At 71.9% G+C, this 19040-nt stretch carries 14 protein-coding genes; 5 read left to right on the forward strand and 9 right to left on the reverse strand.

Annotated features, from left to right (window positions below):
* Nucleotides 1-79 precede the first annotated feature (79 nt).
* The gene (locus ACZ6TD_RS11680; protein ID WP_471353205.1) at nucleotides 80-1570 is read left to right on the forward strand and encodes a M1 family metallopeptidase; all 1491 of its coding nucleotides are present in this window, start codon (nucleotides 80-82) and stop codon (nucleotides 1568-1570) included.
* A gap of 304 nt (nucleotides 1571-1874) precedes the next feature.
* Here ACZ6TD_RS11680 and ACZ6TD_RS11685 read toward each other — a convergent pair whose 3' ends face one another.
* Complete coding sequence (locus ACZ6TD_RS11685) at nucleotides 1875-2735, reverse strand: oxygenase MpaB family protein (protein ID WP_471353207.1); 861 nt, start codon at nucleotides 2733-2735, stop codon at nucleotides 1875-1877.
* 19 nt (nucleotides 2736-2754) lie between these two features.
* Entirely contained in the window at nucleotides 2755-6495 is a 3741-nt protein-coding gene (locus ACZ6TD_RS11690) for a glycoside hydrolase family 2 TIM barrel-domain containing protein (RefSeq protein ID WP_471353209.1), read from the reverse strand.
* 270 nt (nucleotides 6496-6765) lie between these two features.
* Here ACZ6TD_RS11690 and ACZ6TD_RS11695 point away from each other — a divergent pair, with 270 nt between their 5' ends.
* Nucleotides 6766-7509, forward strand: a complete 744-nt coding sequence (locus tag ACZ6TD_RS11695) for a MerR family transcriptional regulator (protein WP_471353211.1) — start codon at nucleotides 6766-6768, stop codon at nucleotides 7507-7509.
* Between the two features lie 181 nt (nucleotides 7510-7690).
* On the opposite strand, the gene ACZ6TD_RS11700 is transcribed toward ACZ6TD_RS11695, so the two are convergent.
* Entirely contained in the window at nucleotides 7691-8584 is an 894-nt protein-coding gene (locus ACZ6TD_RS11700) for an alpha/beta hydrolase (protein WP_471353213.1), read from the reverse strand.
* A 99-nt stretch (nucleotides 8585-8683) separates the two neighbouring features.
* Between ACZ6TD_RS11700 and ACZ6TD_RS11705 the strand changes: the two genes are divergently transcribed.
* A complete protein-coding gene (locus ACZ6TD_RS11705; protein WP_471353215.1) occupies nucleotides 8684-9622 on the forward strand; it encodes a LysR family transcriptional regulator in 939 nt (312 codons plus the stop codon).
* 64 nt (nucleotides 9623-9686) lie between these two features.
* Here the strand turns inward: ACZ6TD_RS11705 and ACZ6TD_RS11710 are convergent, their stop codons facing one another.
* From ACZ6TD_RS11710 to ACZ6TD_RS11730, 5 genes are all read right to left on the reverse strand, one after another.
* Nucleotides 9687-11903: a 3-hydroxyacyl-CoA dehydrogenase NAD-binding domain-containing protein gene (locus tag ACZ6TD_RS11710; protein WP_471353217.1), complete on the reverse strand. Its 2217-nt coding sequence runs from the start codon at nucleotides 11901-11903 to the stop codon at nucleotides 9687-9689.
* A gap of 281 nt (nucleotides 11904-12184) precedes the next feature.
* A complete protein-coding gene (locus tag ACZ6TD_RS11715) occupies nucleotides 12185-13399 on the reverse strand; it encodes an acetyl-CoA C-acetyltransferase (protein ID WP_471353219.1) in 1215 nt (404 codons plus the stop codon).
* 72 nt (nucleotides 13400-13471) lie between these two features.
* Nucleotides 13472-14617, reverse strand: a complete 1146-nt coding sequence (locus ACZ6TD_RS11720) for a CaiB/BaiF CoA transferase family protein (RefSeq protein WP_471353221.1) — start codon at nucleotides 14615-14617, stop codon at nucleotides 13472-13474.
* Between the two features lie 175 nt (nucleotides 14618-14792).
* Nucleotides 14793-16250: a sialate:H+ symport family MFS transporter gene (locus ACZ6TD_RS11725; RefSeq protein WP_471353223.1), complete on the reverse strand. Its 1458-nt coding sequence runs from the start codon at nucleotides 16248-16250 to the stop codon at nucleotides 14793-14795.
* A complete protein-coding gene (locus tag ACZ6TD_RS11730; protein WP_471353225.1) occupies nucleotides 16247-17185 on the reverse strand; it encodes a dihydrodipicolinate synthase family protein in 939 nt (312 codons plus the stop codon). Before ACZ6TD_RS11730 ends, ACZ6TD_RS11725 begins: the two co-directional genes overlap by 4 nt.
* 164 nt (nucleotides 17186-17349) lie before the next feature.
* On the opposite strand from ACZ6TD_RS11730, the gene ACZ6TD_RS11735 reads away from it, so the two are divergent.
* Entirely contained in the window at nucleotides 17350-17841 is a 492-nt protein-coding gene (locus ACZ6TD_RS11735; RefSeq protein ID WP_471353226.1) for a DUF1203 domain-containing protein, read from the forward strand.
* 141 nt (nucleotides 17842-17982) lie between these two features.
* On the opposite strand, the gene ACZ6TD_RS11740 is transcribed toward ACZ6TD_RS11735, so the two are convergent.
* Complete coding sequence (locus ACZ6TD_RS11740) at nucleotides 17983-18705, reverse strand: endonuclease V (RefSeq protein ID WP_471357661.1); 723 nt, start codon at nucleotides 18703-18705, stop codon at nucleotides 17983-17985.
* Between the two features lie 30 nt (nucleotides 18706-18735).
* Here ACZ6TD_RS11740 and ACZ6TD_RS11745 point away from each other — a divergent pair, with 30 nt between their 5' ends.
* Entirely contained in the window at nucleotides 18736-19032 is a 297-nt protein-coding gene (locus tag ACZ6TD_RS11745) for a YciI family protein (protein WP_471353228.1), read from the forward strand.
* Nucleotides 19033-19040 lie beyond the last annotated feature (8 nt).

The raw sequence follows: 19040 nt of genomic DNA on the forward strand, positions 1-19040 counted from the left end.
CGGCGTGATGGACGTGAGGTGCGCGTGAGGAGTACATAGGGTCACGAGTGATCGTTCTCCCCTACGAGTTGGAGGACTCGTGCGTCACCACAGACTCCTCGTCCCGGGCGCGGCCGCGGCCTGCCTGCTGTTGGCGATCCCGGCATCGGCGGCCGATGCCACGCCGGGCGCCCCCGGCATCGGGGACTCCTACTACCCCTCGTACGGCAACGGCGGGTACGACGTCTCCCATTACGACCTGCGGCTGAAGTACCAGCCGAAGACGGACCGGCTGGAGGGCACGGCGACGATCGTGGCCGACGCCCGGCAGGATCTGTCCCGGTTCAACCTGGACTTCGCGCTCGATGTGAGCGAGGTGCTGGTGGGCGGGAAGAAGGCCGCCTTCAAGGCGACCGGCGACCATGAGCTGGAGATCACCCCGGCCGCGCCGCTCGCCTCCGGCCGCCCCTTCACCGTGGTCGTGCGCTACAGCGGTACGCCCTCGAAGGTCGTGGCGAACGGTTTCACCTCCTGGCTGCGCACCCCGGACGGCGGGATCGCGGCCAATGAGCCGGAGTCGGCGTGGTGGTGGTTCCCGAGCAATGACCATCCGCTGGACAAGGCCACCTACGACGTGTCGGTGGCGGTGCCGGACGGGACGCAGGCGATCAGCAACGGCACCCTCCAGTCGACCAGTTCGAAGCTGGGCTGGACCCGCTACAACTGGCGCTCCAGCAAGCCGCAGGCCACGTATCTGGCCACGCTAGCGGTCGGCAAGTTCGACATCACGACGGACACCACCGCCAACGGTCTGCCGGTGATCAACGCCTACAGCAAGGACCTCGGGGACAACGCGGGGGCGGCGCGGGCGAGCGTGGAGCGGACGGCGGAGATCGTGGACTGGGAGTCCACGGTCTTCGGCCCGTACCCCTTCGACGCGCTGGGCGGCTATGTGCCCAATGTGCCCACGGGCTACGCGCTGGAGACCCAGACCCGGCCGTTCTACAGCCCGAAGGGGTTCGCCAAGGGCGCGAACACTTCGCTGGTCGTGCATGAGCTGGCCCACCAGTGGTTCGGCGACAGCGTCTCGCTGAAGGACTGGCGCGACATCTGGATCAACGAGGGCTTCGCCAGCTACGCACAGTGGCTGTGGTCGGAGAAGGAGGGCGAGGGCACCGCGCAGGAACTGGCGGACTACACCTACGCCTCCTACCCGGCCGACGACCCCTTCTGGAAGGTCGAGCCGGGCGACCCGGGGCCGGAGAACCAGTTCCATGACGCGGTGTACGACCGGGGCGCGCTGGCCCTCCAGGCGCTGCGGAACCACATCGGCGACAAGGACTTCTTCGCGATCCTGAAGGGCTGGACGGCGGAGCACCGGTACGGGAACGCCTCCGTCAAGGACTTCGTGACCTATGCGGAGAAGGTGTCGGGCAAGCCGCTGGCCTCGCTCTTCGACACCTGGCTGTTCACCCCGTCCAAGCCGGCCGCGGCGCAGGCGCGGGCGGCGGAGGTGAGCCCGGCCAAGGCGCCGGTGCGGCCGAAGTCGTGGCAGCGGATCCAGGACACGCACAGCGCCCACGGGCGCTGAGCCCCCCGGGCCCCGGCCGGGTCCCCCCACCCCGGCCGGGGCCCGGCGCCTGCGCGACGCGGCGGCGCTGTCGCGTACGGCATCGGCGTCGCGGACCAGATCGTGGCCCGCGACCCGGACCTGGCCGGAGTCGGCGTGCGAAGTCCATGGCGCCATCATGGCACACTCCTGGCATCACACCGAGGCTTCATGGCGTCACACGTGTCATCGATGACACCACCATGGCTCCACGCATGGCATACCCCCTGGTCACAGCCCCATCCCGCGGCACCAAGCCATGCGCCACGGCACTGAACGCCATTGATCATGGCCGTCCGGTGCGGGCGCGGCGCCGGGCCTCGCGGGCGATGGGGAGGTAGCGCAGTCGCTCGGGCAGCAGCGGGACCACCACCCGCGCGGCCCTCCCGAACCACCGCAGCCGCCGCTCCTGCCCCCGCGTCCACTCCAGCCCGATCGCCTCCCGCGCCTCCGGCGGCATCAGCCCGGCGGTGAGGAACGCGCGGAAGCGGGTGAACAGCGGGCGCAGCAGCGGCCACAGCAGACGGAGCGGCAGCGCGCCCGGCGGAGGCACGGCCGCGTCGGGTGCGGCCAGTTCACGGGCGACGACGGTCGGCTCCAGCCGTTCCCGCACCATCGCGCGGTAGTAGGGCCAGAACTCCTCGACCGATCCCGGCATCTCGCGCTCGTCGATGCCCAGCACCCGCCCGATCCGCAGCCATTCCCCGTACAGCTGCCGCTCCTCGGCCCCGGTGAAGGGGCGGGTGCCCAGATAGCGCTGGGCGCGCAGATAGACCGGATAGCCGGTGGCGTGCACCCACGCGTAGACGGGCGGGTCCAGCGCCCGGTAGGGGCGGCCGTGCGCGTCCACGCCCTGTATGGACGCGTGGAGCCTGCGCAGCCGGTGGCCCTCCGCCTCGGCCTCCGCGCCGCCGTACACCCACAGTTGCACCGACCGGAGCGAGCGCTCCCCGCGCCCCCAGGGGTCGGTGCGGAAGACGGAGTGCTGGTCCACGCCCGCCCCGATGGCCGGATGCGCCACCTGCATGGTCATCGCGGCCGGCAGGGCGAGCACACCGCGCAGCTCCCCCGCCACGGCCCACAGGATGCCGCCCACAGGGGGCGGATCGTGGCCTTCGGTGGTGTGGCGGGGGCTCTGAGCGCTCATGGGTCCACCGGTGGTGCGGTTACTTCTCTCCTGTTCCAGTGTGCGCGCTCGCGCCGCCGTCGAGCGGGCGCAGGGTGAGCGTGTAGTCGTAGGCGCCGTCGGCCTTCACCCGGTACTGGTCGCGCACCGGGTTGGGGGTGTCGCCCACGCCGGTGACCGCGTGGTCGGCGTGCAGGGTGTTCCAGCCGTCGTTGCGCTTCAGGAAGTGGGGATAGGCGGCGCGGTCGAGCTCGTCGTACGCGCTGGCGCCCGCCTCCAAGTCGCCGGAGACCAGCAGTCCGGCGCCGCCGCGGTCGGTGAGGGACGCCCAGCGCACATCGTCGTGGTTGCCGTGGTCCTGGGGCTTCAGATACTCCACGTACTGGTCCTCGACCGAGGAGGACCAGACGCCCATGGGGGTGCCGTCCTTACGGTCGTTGAGGTTCTCCACCGGCCCGCGTCCGTACCAGCGGAAGGTGCCGTACCGCTCGGGCACCTTCAGCTTGAGGCCGATCCTGGGCAGATAGGGCAGGGTGCGGAAGTCGCCGCGCGCCTCGACCTGGTGCCGGATCCGGACCTGGCCCGCGCCGTCGACCCGGTAGGCCACGGTCTGCCCGAAGGACGCCCCGGTCACATCGGGTGCGGCGGCCGTGGAGCGGACGGTGACGGTGACCGTGCCGTCGTCGCCGGGGGTCACCTCGACGCCGTCGACGGTGGTGCGCAGCCGGTCGAGACCCAGGGAGCGCCAGCGCTTGCCCTCGGCGGTGCCCCAGTCGGAGCGCTCATTGCTGATCGGGGCGCGCCAGGCGTCCAGTTCGGGGCCGGAGCGGAGCAGTTCGCGGCCCGCCACGCGCATCGAGGTGAGCGTGCCCTCCTTCTTGCCGAAGGTGTAGCGGAAGCCCTCGCCGCTGACCCGCACCGCCTCGCCGCTCTCGACGGCCTTGGCGGGGCTTTCGGCGGCCGGGGCGGGGGCGGGCTCGGGCACCTTGTCGCCGCCGACCGCGAACTGGCCGAAGGAGACCACATGTCCGGCCTTGGCCCAGTCGGTGGAGTGCGCGGTGACGGCCCGTACGGTCAGATGGCGCTCATAGCCACCGGGGTTGGCGGGCGGGGCCGGGAGCTGGACGACGGCGCTCTCCCCGGGCCCGACGTCCAGGGCGCGGGTGCCGCTCGCGACGGTCCGCGCGCCCTCGGTCACCGTCCAGCGCAGCCGGAGGTCGTCGGTGCCGGTGAAGGCGCGCTCATTGGTGACCTTCACCTTGCCGGTGCGGGCGCCCTCGCCGCCCGGGTCGGTGATGCGGATGGGGGCCTGCACCCAGGCGAGCTGGGCGGTCTCGGGTTCCGGGTCGCGGTCGGCGGTGACCAGGCCGTCCACACCGGATTCATAGAGCCCGTAGGAGAGATAGTCGCCCTTACGGGTGAAGTCGTCGAAGTTCAGGGCGATCAGGGCGTCGCGCTCGGGGTCCTGGCCGGCGGCCAGCCGCTCCGCGCCGAGTGCCGTGTCATAGACCCGGACCTGGTCGATGGTGCCCTTGGCGGTCCGGCCGGTCCAGCCGTCCTCCATGGTGTCGTTGTTCCGGCCGACGCCGAGGTCGAAGCCGGTGTAGTCGATGTGCCCGCTCCACTCGGTCTTGGCGAGCTCCTTACCGTCGGCATAGAGGCGCAGCGCGCTGCCGTCGTAGGTGCCGGTGACCCGGTGCCAGGCGCCGGCCCAGCCGTCGGGCACGGGGGCGGTGACGGTGCGGGGCTTGCCGCCGCTGGTGATGGTGAATTCGAGGGTGTCCTCATCCTTCATCCGCAGGACGTACTGATCGCCCTTGCTGACGATGGTGAAGTCCCCGGTCCAGGGCTCGGCCGGTTTGACGCGGGCGTCGAGGGTGACGGCGGTGCCGGTGAGGTCGAGCTTCGGGTCGCGGTAGGTCTCCACGAAGTCGTCAAGACCGGACAGATACAGCGCCTTGCCCTTCCCGCCGTAGCCGTCGACCACCTTGGGCTTGCCGGACAGGGAAGCGGCGATGTCATGGCCCGAGGAGTCGGGGGTGGTGATCAGCGGACGGCGGATGTTCTGCTCGGCCCAGTCCCAGATGAAGCCGCCCTGGGCGCCGGGGTAGGCGCGCATCACCTCCCAGAACTCGCGGAAGTTGCCCAGGCTGTTGCCCATGGCGTGGGCGTACTCGCCCATCACGATGGGCTTGGTGAAGGTCTTGGCCTTGGCTTCGAGGGAGGCCGGGGTCGGATAGCGGGGTCCGGCGATGTCCGCGAAGGGAGCGTCGCCGTCGGGGCGGTTGGACTGGTGGTAGAGCGGGCGGGTGGGCTCGTTCGCCCGGGTCCACTCCGCCATCGCGTAGTGCGCCTTGCCCAGCCCGGCCTCGTTCCCGGTGTCCCACATGATCACGCTGGGGTGGTTCTTGTCGCGCTCCACCATGCCCTGGTGGCGCTCGAGGAACGCCTTCTGCCATTCGGGGCGCTCGGCCAGGCAGTCGTCCGGGCAGTTCTCGTGGCTGTGGGTCTCGACCTCCATCTCGTCGTCGATCAGGATGCCCTCGCGGTCGGCGAGCTCATAGAGATACGGGTCCGAGGGGTAGTGCGAGGTGCGGATCGCGTTGACGTTCAGCCGCTTCATCAGCCGGATGTCCTGCTCCATCCGGGCGCGGGTGGCATGGCGTCCGGTGGCCGGGTCGGTCTCGGCGCGGTTGACGCCACGGATCAGGATCCGCTTGCCGTTGAGCGTGAGCTGCTTGTCCTTGACCTCGATCTCACGGAAACCGACGCTCTGGCGCACGGTCTGGATCGCCTTGCCCTCCGGATCGCGCAGGGTGAGCACCAGCGCATAGCGGTTCGGCGTCTCGTCGGACCACTTGGCGGGATTGGCGATCTGCCCGGTGAGCTCCGCCTTCCCGGCCTTCTCCGCGGCCGTCAGCCGCCGCACCTCACGCCCCTCGGGGTCGTAGAGCACCCCGGTGACCTGATGGGGTCCGCTCTTGTCGCTTCCGGTACGCGCGATGTCCACTTCGGTGCGCAGGGTGGCATCCCGGTAGGCGGCATCGAGATCGGTGGTGACGTACGCGTCCTCCATGCGGGTCGTCGGCGTGGAGTACAGCGAGACGGAGCGGAAGATGCCCGCGTAGCGCCACTGGTCGTAGTCCTCCAGATACGATCCCGCGCTCCAGCGGTGCACCTGGACGGCGATCCGGTTGGTGGCACCGGGACGCAGATAGTCGGTCACATCGAACTCGGCGGGCACATAGCCGCCCTGGTCGTAGCCGACGTAGTGGCCGTTGATCCACAGGAACCAGCCGGAGGTGACCCCGTCGAAGCGGATCACCTGCCGCCGCCCGTCCCAGTTCCGGGGCACCGTGACGTCCCGGACGTACGCCCCGGTCGGGTTCGTGTCACGGGGCACCTTGGGCGGGTCGTCCGGCGCCATCTCGCTCTGGACGTTGCGGAACACCGGATGGTCGAGGTCGTCGGTCTGCCAGGTGTGCGGGACCTGGACGCGCTGCCACGCCGAGGCGTCGTAGCCGTCCTTCCAGAAGCCGCTCGGGGCGTCCTCCGGCCGGTCGGCCAGGGCGAACCGCCAGGATCCGTCCAGGCTGCGCTCCCACCGCGCGCGGTCGGGCCCGTCGGGCCGCAGCCGGGTGTGCGGGGGCTCCTGGCCCTCGCCGGTGCGCTCCGGGTCCTCGAGGTAGGTGTGCACATCGGCGGGAAACTTGCCCGCGTCCGGGGACCTCCCGACGGCCGTGTCCGCGGCCGTGAGACCGAGGCCGACGGCGGTGGTCATGGCCAGCACCGCCCCGATCAATCGCCGTATCCGATACCTGCCGCGTTCCGAGCTCAATCCGACCCCACCTCACAGATTCGGAAGAAAACCAACACAGCTCAACGGCGTCGCACGCTATTCATCGGTAAAGAGAGCGTCAACAGGTCCTACCCATCTCGGTGTTCACCGTGTGGCGGTGGGAGGTTTCACAGCGATGATGCGACAGCAATACTGATGAACCCGATCGGGCAGCACAGCGGAGCAGGACGACGCGGAAGCGAGGCACGGCCGATGACCACCCCCGGCACCGAGGAACCCACCCTCACCGTCGACGAGCTGGCGGCCCGCGCCGGGGTGACCGTGCGCACCGTGCGCTTCTACAGCACGCGCGGGCTGCTGCCGCCGCCCGCGATCGGCCCGCGCCGGGTCGGCCACTACGGCCCCGAGCACCTCTCCCGGCTGGCGCTGATCGAACAGTTGCAGCGCCACGGCATGACCCTGTCCGCGATCGAACGCTATCTGAGCCAATTGCCACCGGATCTGAGCGAGAACGATCTGGCGATCCACCGCGCCCTGGTCGCCTCCTGGGGCCCGGACGCCCCCGAGGAGACGACCCGCGAGCAGGTGGACCGGCGGGCCGGGCGGGCGCTCACCGAGGAGGACATCGACCGGCTGGCCGCACTGGACGCGCTGGAGCGCACCGATGACCCGGATCGGTTCCGGATCGACCCCAAGGTGCTCCATCTGGGGCTGCGGCTGCTGGAGGTGCCGATCGAGCTGGAGACGATACGCACGGCCCACGCGGTCGTCCTGGAACACACCCGCTCCGCGGCGCGGGAGCTCAGCCGGCTGTTCCGGGACGAGGTGTGGGGGCCCGAGCGCGATCACGAGTCCGGGAGCGGGCCGGAGCGGACGCAGGCGAAGAAGTCGCTGTCGGCCCATATGCAGCCGCTGGTGGTGGAGGCGCTGGTGATCGCGTTCCAGCGGTCGATGAAGCAGGAGCTGCGGGCCTGGTACGGGCAGGACGCGGACTGAGCGGGCCCGGGGCGGAGCCCCTGCCACGCGGCGGGGCGGGCCGGGGCGACGCGGCGGGCCGGGGCGGCACGGCGGCCCGGGGCGGCCCGGCGTCCGCCCCGGGGGAAACCGGCTGGTCAGCGGCCGCCGATGAACTGGTCAGCGGCCGCCGGTGGGAGGTTGCCGACCGCCGGTGGGTGGGTCAGCGGCCGCCGATGAGCGCGGCGGCGAGCTCCTCGGGGCGGGCGGCGAACGGCGAGTGGCTGCCCGGCAGCGGCCGCACGGTGAAGGGCTGGTCCGGCATGGCCGCGTCGGCCTCCGCGATCATCAGATCCTGCATCGCGGGGGTGCACGCCCAGTCCTCGGCGCACCGGATGAAGGTACGCGGGATCCGGCCCCACCGATTTCGGGTCAGGGTGATCGGGGTGGTCGGCACCGCGAAGGGCAGATCCGGGCTCAGGGCGTGGTACCAGCGGGCGAAGGACTCGGCGGGGACATCGTCGTAGAAGGCCAGCCGCAGCTCCTCCACGTACGCCGGATCGGCGGAGTGCGGATTGATCCGGAACGCGCCGATGGCCTCCGGGTCGCCCAGCATCAGCCCCTGCCCCCGCACGGTCGCGGTCTGCTCGGGGGACATCAGATAGTCGGCGAAGCGCGGGCGCCCGGCCGGGACGAAGGACGACAGATGGATCAGCTCGTCGACGAGCTCGGGCGCCCGCTCCGCGGCCAGCGACGCGGGGGCGCCACCGGCGCTGTGCGAGACCAGGGCGACCTTCGGATACCGGCGGACCGATCTCAGCGCGACGACGACGGCCTCCGCGCACTCCTCCAGGGTGACCCCGGCCAGCGCCGACTTCTCGGTCGCCAGACCCGGCTGGCCGGGCAGGAGGAGGCCCGAGGGCAGCGGTGCCTCGAACCCGTGCCCCGGCAGATCGACGGCGAGGCTCGCCGCGCCGAGCCGGGCCAGGGCGCGCTGGGTGGACGCCCACTGCCAGGAGGCGTGCCAGGCGCCGTGGACCAGTACGAACACGGTGCCGGACGGAACCGGGCCGGGGTGGGAATCGGTGAGAGGGGTTCTGGGGCTCGTGGCGCTCATGGGGACAGTCCACCGGCACGGCCAGGCGTTATCCAGCGCCATATCTGACAACCCCGCCGCCGATATCTCCCGGATATCACCTCGACTATCCTCGGCCCCATGGAGTCACGTCATCTGCGCTACGCCGTGGCGCTGGCCGAGCATCAGCACTTCGGACGGGCGGCGGCCGCCCTCGGAATCGCCCAGCCCCCGCTGTCCCAGCAGATCGCGGCGCTGGAGCGGGAGCTGGGCGCGCGGCTCTTCGACCGTACGGCGCGCGGGGTGTTCCCGACCGCCGCGGGCGAGGCGTTCCTGGTCAGGGCGCGCCGGGCGCTGGCCGAGATGTCGGCCGCCGCGTCGGACGCGGGCCGGGCCGCCCGGGGCGAGACGGGACGGCTGCGGCTCGGCTTCATCGGCTCGGCGCTGCTGGAACTCCTGCCGTCCGTGCTGGGCACGTTCATCCGCGACCGCCCCGAGGTGCGGCTGGGGCTTCAGGAGATGTCCACCCGCCGGTCCACGGCGGCGCTGCTCGGGGGCGAGCTGGACCTCGCCATCGGGCGCGGGGCGCCCCGGGGCGCCGGTGCCGAGGATCTGGTGTCGGTCACGGTCGGCCGGGACCATCTGGTGGCGGTCGTCGGGGCCGCCCATCCCTTCGCCGGGCAGGCCAAGGTCAGCCTCGAACAGCTCAAGGGGCAGCATCTGATCGTCGCGCCCGCGGAGGAGGAGCCGGCGGTCGCCGCCTGGCTGGCCGGGCTGCTGGGCGAGGACGCCGACGTGCCCGCGCGGGCCGGTGGGGTCACCGAGGCATGGGATGCCCACACCATCATCGGGCTGGCCTCGTGCGGGGTCGGGGTGGGGCTCGGCCCGGCGTGTCTACGGGTGGCGGCGCGGCCGGACGTCCGGGTGTCCGAGGTGAGTCCGCGGGTGGAACTGCCGGAGCTGGTGATGTCGTTCCGTGCCCAGGACCGCTCCCCCGTGCTGGCGGCCTTCCTGGACATCACCCGGGAGCGGTGCCCGGGGGTGGCCGAACGGCTCGAACGCCGTCTCGGCGCCCACTGACGGGCCGGGCGGCCCGGCCCGTCAGCGGGGGAAGCGGTACGGAAGCGGTACGAGTGGCCGGCGGCTAGTCCGTGAAGCGCTCCCCTCGCTCCGCCTTCTCCACCAGCAGCGCGGGCGGGGCGAACCGCTCCCCGTACGCCGCCTCCAGCTGCCGGGCACGGGCCACGAAACCGGCCACGCCGCCCTCGTATCCGTTGATGTACTGCAGCACCCCGCCCGTCCAGCCGGGGAAGCCGATGCCGAGGATGGAGCCGATGTTGGCGTCGGCGACGGAGGTCAGCACGCCCTCCTCCAGCAGCCGGACCGTGTCGATGGCCTCGCAGAAGAGCATCCGCTCCTTCATGTCCTCGAAGGGGATGCGGGTGCCCGCACGCACGGCATCTCCGGACCCGCCGGAGCCGCCCGGGGCGAAGTGCTCACGCAGCCCCGGCCACAGCCCGGCGCGCTTGCCGGTCGTCGCGTCGTAGTCGTAGAAGCCCGCGCCGCCGCTGCGGCCGGGGCGCCCGAACTCCTCCACCATGCGGTCGATGACCGCGTCGGCCGGATGCGGCCGCCACTCGCCGCCCGCCTCCTCGGTGGCCCGGCGCGTCTCCTCGCGGATCTTGCGCGGCAGGGTGAGCGTCAGCTCGTCCATCAGGGAGAGCACCTTGGCCGGGTATCCGGCCTGGGCGGCGGCCTGTTCCACGGAGGCCGGGTCGATGCCCTCCCCCACCATCGCCACGCCCTCGTTGAGGAAATGGCCGATGACCCGGGAGGTGAAGAAGCCGCGGGAGTCATTGACCACGATCGGGGTCTTGCTGATCTGCCGCACCAGGTCGAAGGCTCGGGCCAGCGCCTTCTCGCCGGTGCGCTCACCCTTGATGATCTCGACCAGCGGCATCTTGTCGACGGGCGAGAAGAAGTGCAGCCCGATGAAGTCGTCGGCGCGCTGCACCCCCTCCGCGAGCAGGGTGATGGGGAGGGTGGAGGTGTTGGAGCACAGCAGGGCGTCCGGGGCGACGACGCCCTCGATCTCCTGGAACACCTTGTGCTTGAGCGCCGGGTCCTCGAAGACCGCCTCGATGACCGCGTCACAGCCCTCGAGGTCGCGCGGATCGGCGGTCGGGGTGATCCGGGCCAGCAGCTGGTCCCGCTTGGCCTCGGTGGTCCGGCCCTTGGCGAGCGCCTTGGCCAGCAGGCCCTCGGAGTACGCCTTGCCCTTGGCGGCGGCCTCCAGGGACACGTCCTTGAGGACGACCTCGATGCCCGCCTTGGCGCACGCGAACGCGATGCCCGCGCCCATCATCCCCGCGCCCAGCACCGCGACCTTGCGGACCTGGCTGGGCTCGATCCCCCGCGGCCGGTTGGCACCGGAGTTGACCGCCTGCAGATCGAAGAAGAACGCCTGAATCATGTTCTTGGCGGTCTGGCCGACGACCAGCTCGGTGAAGTACCGGGCCTCGATGATCTGCGCGGTCTCGAAGTCCACCTGGGACCCCTCGACGGCGGCGGCCAGGATATTGCGCTGCGCCGGGTAGGGCGCGCCGTTGAGCTGCTTCCGCAGATTGGCGGGGAAGGCGGGCAGATTGACGGCGAACTTCGGCTGCGCCGGGGTGCCGCCCGGGATCCGGTAGTCCTTGTCGTCCCAGGGCTGGGCCGACTCGGGGTGGGCGGCGATGAAGGCACGCGCCCGGGTCAGCAGCTCCTCGCGGGTGGCCACGACGTCATGCACCAGCCCCGCATCCTGGGCCCGCAGGGGGCTGTATCGGGTGCCCTGGAGCAGCCACTTGAGCAGCGCGTCGGTGACGCCGAGCAGCCGTACGGTACGGGCGACGCCCCCGCTGCCGGGGAGCAGGCCCAGGGTGACCTCGGGGAAGCCGATGCGGGCCCCGGGGGCGTCGAGGGCGATGCGGTGGTGGCAGGCGAGCGCGATCTCCAGCCCGCCGCCGAGCGCCGCGCCGTTGATCGCGGCCACCACGGGCTTGCCGAGGGTCTCGATCCGGCGCAGCGCGCGCTTGATGCGGAGGTTCTTCTCGTAGACCTCCTGGGCCTGGCCGGGCCCGACCTGGATGAGGTCGTTGAGGTCGCCGCCGGCGAAGAAGGTCTTCTTGGCGGAGGTGACGATGATGCCGCGAATGGTGTCCCGCTCGGCCTCGAGGCGGTCGGCGATCGCGTCGAGGGAGTCGATGAACGCGGCGTTCATGGTGTTGGCGGACTGGCCGGGGTCGTCGAGCACCAGGGTGACGACGCCTTCGTCGTCCTGCTCCCAGCGGATGGTCGAGGCGGTGGTGGGGTGGGTCATCTGAGGTCTCCAGGGCGAAGGGGCGTGGGGAAGGGGCGTGGGGAAGGGCGGGAAGGAAGGGGCAACAGCGGCGTCTTGAGAGCGGCCCGGCTCTCCGCGGTGTCCGGCCGATCTACGCGGCGTCCGGCGGCTCTACGCGGTGTCCGGCGGGCCATGCGGCGGAGCCGCGTGGCAGGGCTCCGCCCCTGGACCCGGGGTCTGGGGCAGAGCCCCAGTTGAGGGAAGGGGCGGGGAGGGGAAAGCAAGCCGCCGCAGACGTCAGGATCCGCCGGACGGCACACCTAGAGCCGCTCGACCACCGTCGCGATGCCCATCCCTCCTCCCACGCACAGCGTCACCAGCCCGAACCGCCCGCCGCGCCGCTCCAGCTCGTCGATCACCGTGCCGAGGATCATCGCGCCGGTGGCGCCCAGCGGATGGCCCATGGCGATCGCGCCGCCGTTGACGTTGACCTTGTCCAGGCTCAGCCCCATGTCGTCCACGAAGCGCAGCACCACCGCCGCGAACGCCTCGTTGATCTCGACCAGATCGATGTCGTCGATGGTCAGCCCGGCCTTGGTGAGCGCCTTACGGGTGGCGGGAGCCGGGCCGGTGAGCATGATGGTCGGGTCGGCGCCCGAGACGGCGGCGGAGACGATCCGGGCGCGCGGCGTCAGCCCGAAGCGCTCGCCGACCTCACGGTTGCCGATGGCCACCAGGGCGGCGCCGTCCACCATGCCCGAGGAGTTGCCCGCGTGGTGGACGTGGTCGATCGCCTCGACCCAGTGGTACCTCTGCAGCGCCACCGCGTCGAAGCCGCCCGCCTCGCCGATGGCGGCGAACGAGGGCTTCAGGCCCGCCAGGGTCTCGGGGGTGGTGCCGGGGCGGATGTGCTCGTCCCTGTCGAGGACGGTCAGCCCGCTGCGGTCGCGGACCGGGACCACGGAGCGGTCGAAGTACCCCTCCTTCCAGGCGCGGGCGGCCCGCTCCTGGGAGAGCGCGGCGTAGCTGTCCACGTCATGGCGGCTGTAGCCGCCGATGGTGGCGATGAGGTCGGCCCCGATGCCCTGCGGTACGAAACCGGTCTCGTAGTTGGTCATCGGGTCCGCGAACCAGGCGCCGCCGTCGGAGCCCATCTTCACGCGGGACATCGACTCGACCCCGCCCGCGAGCACCAGGTCCTCCCAGCCGGAACGGACCTTGGCCGCCGCCAGGTTGACGGCCTCCAGGCCCGAGGCACAGAAGCGGTTCTCCTGGACGCCCGCGACCGTGTCCGGGAGCCCGGCCGCGATGGCCGCGATCTTGGCGATGTCGGAGCCCTGGTCGCCGAGCGGGCTGACGACGCCGAGGACCACGTCGTCGATCGCCGCCGGATCGACCTCGGGGAACCGCCGCCGCATCTCATGGATGAGGCCCACCACCAGGTCGACGGGCTTGGTGCCGTGCAGGGCACCGTCGGCCTTCCCGCGCCCGCGCGGGGTGCGGATGGCGTCGTACACATACGCTTCGGTGCTCACGTCAGCGGCCTTTCAGGGGAGGGTTGGGGCGGGGACGGCTCAGTGGTCCGGCGGGAAGCGGAGGCATGGGGCTCATGACGGGTTTCCCTCGATGAGCGAGGTGACTCCCCAATCGCGGGCCACCGCGTCGGCGTCCGCCCCGGGCCGGGCGGGCGCGCGGCGCACCGCGCCCGGGGTGGCGGAGAAGCGCGGGGCGGGCGCGGGCTGGGTGATCCCGCCGTGGTCGATGAAGGTGGAGCGGGCGGCGAGCTGCGGATGGGCCGGGGCCTCCCGCAGCGACAGTACGGGGGCGACGCAGGCGTCCGAGGCGCCGAAGACGGCGGTCCACTCCTCGCGGGTGCGCTCCTGGAAGCGGTCGGCGATGGCGGTGCGCAGCGCGGCCCAGCTGCCGAAGTCATCCCGGGCCGGGGCCTTGTCGGCGATCCCCAGCAGCTCGATGAACTCCGTGTAGAACTTGCGCTCCAGGGGCCCGACCGCCATATAGCCGCCGTCGGCGGTCTCATAGGTCCCGTAGAAGGGGCAGCCGCCGTCGAGGAGGTTGGTACCGCGCTGGTCCCGCCAGCCGCCGGCGGCCATCATGCCGTGGATGGCGGCGGTCAGATGGGCGGTGCCGTCGACGATCGCGGCATCCACGACCTGGCCGGGGCCGCCCGCGCGGGCGTGGTGCAGGGCGGCGAGGAGGCCGATGACGAGGTAGAGCGAGCCTCCCGCGTAGTCCCCCAGGAGGTTGACGGGGGCGATGGGCGGGCCGTCGGCGGCGCCGATCATGCTGAGGGCGCCGGTGACGGCGATATAGCCGATGTCATGGCCGGCGGTCCGGGCGAGCGGGCCCTCCTGCCCCCAGCCGGTCATCCGGCCGTAGACCAGCTTGGGGTTACGGGCCAGGCAGTCGTCCGGGCCCAACCCCAGATTCTCGGCGACCCCGGGGCGGTAGCCCTCGATGAGGATGTCGGCGCGCTCGACGAGGTCGAGCACGACGGCCGTGCCCCCGTCGGCCTTCAGGTCGATCAGCACCGAGCGCTTGTTGCGGTTGGCGAGGTCGTAGTCCGGGTCGATCCGCAGGCCCCCGGCGCTTCCGGGTCGGTCGACCCGCACGACATCGGCTCCGAGGTCGGCGAGGACCATGGCGGCGAACGGGCCCGGCCCGATCCCGGCCAGCTCCACCACCCGCACCCCGGCCAGCGGGCCGCTCGCCGCCCCTTCCTCCGCCACCGTCATCCCGTCCCCCAATCGTGTGACACCACCGCTGTAACACCGCCGATGCTAAGAACGCGTCCCGCATTCCACAAGCCCTCCCCCTGGGCTGTGGATAACCAAACTCCTTGACCGCCAAGGGCGTTCGGCCTTGCGGGCGCGCGGCGGGCCGGGTGTGGCGCCGACCGGGCTTTCCGGATCAGGTCTTCTTCAGGTCGGGCCCCGCCATCGACAGCGGCTGTCCGGGCACGAGATGGTCCTCGTCGCCCTCCGGATCGGTCAGCCGGCCCAGCCGGCGCGGCACATCGGCGCCGACCAGCACGATCACCACCAGCGTCAGTCCGAAGGTCAGCACCGCCAGCGCCCGCCCGAGGGACATGCCCTCGGCCAGATGGGCGCCGAGCACCGGCGCCACCGCGCCGCCGAGCGCCCCGGTGTTGTAGACGAAGCCGAGCGAGGCCGCCCGGCTCCCGGTCGGGAAGTGGCCCGCGATGTACTTCGGCAGGATGCCGGAGATCCCCTGGCTCAGCGCGAGCAGGAAGAACAGCAGCACCCCGAGCCCGACCAGCGAGTCCTGCACCGCGAACACCGGGAAGACGAAGGCCAGCGAGGCGAGCAGGGTCACGGCGTAGGCGCGCCGGGTGCCGAGCCGGTCGCCCACGAAGCCCGCCAGCCAGCAGCCGGCCATGGTCCCGAATCCGGCGTAGAACATCACATCGGTGACCTCGGAGGGGGTGTACTCGAGCTGCTCCTTCAGATAGGTGGGCAGCAGCGCCTGGATCGGCCAGCTGTAGAGGAACGCGCAGAAGACCGTGCACATCAGGGACACGTACAGCGGCCAGCGGCGCCGTCCGCCGAGCTGGGCCGCGAACGCGAACAGGCACCCCGCCGCCAGGATCGACAGCGGCCAGCGCCGGCCCGCGCCCGCCGGGGTGAAGACCAGGAACAGCGCGACGCTCGCGGCCACGGTCAGCGCCGTGTTGACGCTCGCGCGGGTGCGCCCCGAGAACAGCGGCCGGAAGGGGTTCGGCCGCGCCCGCGCCGCCGCCACCTCCTCGTGCCAGTCCCCGGCCTCCGGGAGCGCGCGCCGCACCCACAGGGCGACCAGCACCGGCAGCACGCCGATCCAGAACATCCAGCGCCAGCCCCAGTGGGGCACCACCCACTTGTAGAGCTCGGAGGCGATGACGGTGCCGCCCGAGTAGCCCGAGATGAGGAAGCCGGAGGCGCGGTTGCGCAGCCGCGCGGGCCAGCTCTCCAGGACGTAGGTGGCGCTTGCGCTGTACTCACCAGCCATGCCCATGCCAATCACCAGCCGGGCCGTGAACAGGCTGATGTAGTTCCAAGCGAACCCGCAGGCGAAGGTCCCGAGCGAGTAGAGCAGAATGCTGATGATCATGGCGACCTTGCGCCCGTAGCGGTCGCCCAGCGCGCCCAGCACCGCCCCGCCGAGCCAGCGGGTGATGAAGGCGCCCGAGACCAGGCTCGCCGCCGACGCCGTGCTCAGGTCGAACTCGTCGGCTATCTCGGTCAGGACGAGCGTGATCAGCACAAAGTCGAAACCGTCGAGCAGATAGCCGATCCAGGCGGCGAACAGGGACTTCCACTGACCGGGTGAAACCTCGCGGTACCAGGGCACCTTGGCGGCTACGGTCACGACAACAGCCCTCCCTCCTCAAGGAGTTGACGTACGGTCTTGACGGCCGCCTCGCCCAGCGGCACCTGGGGCGCGGCGGTGTCCGCGCAGTCGATCACGCCCAGCAGCCGCAGCGCGGCCTTGAAGCCGCCCAGCCCCGAGGAACTGCCGCCCATGAGGGTGGGATCCCCGGCATCGGTGATGGCGAAGAGCGCGGCCAGCCGGTCCTGTTCGGCGGCCGCCTGCTCCCAGCGCCCCGCGCGCGCGTGCTCGTACAGCCGGACGAACCCGGCCGGATCGACGTTGGCCAGCCCCGGGACGACGCCATGGGCGCCCGCCAGCAGGGCGCCGTCCACCGCCAGTTCGGAGCCGGTGAGCACGGTGAAGGTGTCGGCGAGACCGCGCCGGCGGACCTCGACCAGCAGCCGCCGCAGCGCCCCGTCGTCCCCGCTGCTGTCCTTGACCCCGGCCAGCGTGGCGTCGGCGGCCAGCGGCAGCAGGATCGAGGGCGTCAGCTTGGAGTGGACGGAGACGGGGATGTCATACGCGAACAGCGGCCTGTCCACGCCGTCGCGCAGCCGCCGGAAGTGGTCGGCGATCTCCAGGGGGTGGGTGCGGGTGTAGAAGGGCGCGGTGGCCACGATGCCGTCCGCGCCCAGCTCCGCCGCCGTACGGGCGTGATCGAGCACCCGCGCGGTCGTCATGTCGATCGCTCCCGCGAGCACGGGAACCCGGCCGTCGGCGGCCTCGATGACCGCCGTAAGGGCCGCACGGCGGCTGTGGTCGCTCAGGTAGGCGGCCTCTCCGCTGGAACCGAGCGCGAACAGCGCGCTCACCCCCGCGTCGATCAGCCGCTCGGCGAGCACGGCGAGGGAACGCGTGTCGACCTCGCCCGTGGGCGTGAGCGGGGTGCACAGGGGCGGAACGACACCGGTAAGGAGAGCCGGAAGACTCATGGGCACCCAGCCTTCTGGATAGCAGGGCAATACGGACGTGGGACGTCCTATGTTCGGGCCCGAATCTGACGGAGCGCCATCGCCCTGTCAAGTGCGTTCCCCGCCTCAGCGCCTCGTCCGAATCCCGCCAGCGCGCCACGAACCCACCGGCCAGTCTTGAGCGCATGGACGAGAACTGTGAAATGCGGGCCATCGCGCCCGAGGTGCTGAAGCAGTTGCGGATCACCGATGACGCGGGGAACCCGCCGCGGCTGGTGGTGGAGGGCGAGGAGGGCGGCAACCCGATGCGCTGCTGCCTGGGCCGGAGCCGGCCGCACGAGACCATCGCGCTGGTCTCCTACGCCCCGCTGCGCCGCTGGGCGCGGGAGACGGGTGCCACGCCCGGCCCGTACGACGAGGTCGGCCCGGTCTTCATCCACCCCGAGGAGTGCGACGGCTGGACCGGCCCCGGCATCGCGGACGGCATCCGGGGCCAACGGCGGGTGCTGCGGGCGTACACGGCCGAGGGCAACATCCTCGGCGGGCGGCTGCTGAACGACGGCGAGCCGACGATCGAGGAGGGGCTGGCCGAGCTGTACGGGGACCCGCGGGTGGCGGCGGTGCATGTGCGGGCCGTCGAATTCGGCTGCTTCCTGGCCGAGACGCGACGGGTCTGAGGCATCCGGCACTCCGGAGGCAGGCGACGCCGGGGGGTACAGGGGTTCGCCCGGCGCCGCGCTCGGAGTACCGCGTGCACAGCGCTCGGAGTACCGCGTGCACAGCCGCCACGTTCGGACGTCGGGCTCACCACACCGCGTTCAGAGCGTGGCGGCTTTCAGGGCCCGGCGGCACAGCGCGTCCGCGCGCCGTGTCGTCTCGGGCTGCCGGAAGTCGCGGGCCAGATGCAGGGTGTACGCGCAGGCGTCCGCGATGGTCACCCGATGGCCGACGGAGACGAAGAGCGGCTTCACCGCGTCGCGGGTGCGCAGCGCCCGGCCGACCTCCTCGTCCCCGTCGAGCAGCGGCGACCAGTCGCCGCGGCGCGGCCCCGGGTCGGCGTGGCGGAAGCCGAAGGGGTTCTTGGCGACGCCGATGGTGGGCAGCCCGGTGAGCACGCCGAGATGGCTGGCCAGCCCGAAGCGCCGGGGGTGGGCGAGGCCGTAGCCGTCGCACACCACCAGGTCGGGGCGGCGGCCGAGCCGCCGGTCGAGGTCCCCGAGCGCGTCGAGGACGGCCGGGATCTCACGGAACGCCAGCAGCCCGGGGACGTACGGGAAGGTGACCCGGCCGACCGCGGTCGCCTCGGCGACGACGGCGAGGCTACGGGCGTCCAGGGCGACGGCGGCGGCCGCGACCAGGTCGCGCTCGTCGTCGTACGCCACGTCCACCCCGACGACCGCGCCGGTGCCGGTGCCCGGCTCCGGCACCTCCCCGCCGACGACCACGGACGCCCGTGTCCGCTCCTGGACGGCGATGGCCTCGGCCTCGGTCGTCGGCCAGTCGCGGGGCAGCTCATATCGTGGATCGACGGCGCTGGTCATCGTGCGGTTCACGTTACTAGTCTGCCCGGCATGTTCGTACTGGAGATCACATACACCGCCCCGGCCGACCGCGTCGAGGCCGCCCTCCCCGAGCACCTCGTCTGGGTGGACGACCACTTCGCGAACGGCGCCTTCCTCGCCTCCGGCCCCAAGAATCCCCGTGACGGCGGGGTCATCCTGGCGCTCGGCGACGACCGGGCGAAGATCGAGGAGATGCTGGCGAGCGACCCGTTCGTGGTCGCGGGCGTCGGCGAGTACACCATCACCGAGTTCCTGGCCACCCGCACGGCCCCCGCGCTCGCCGATTACCGCCAGCAGCGGCCGTAAGGAGCCTG

The sequence above is a fragment of the Streptomyces yongxingensis genome (assembly GCF_055597465.1).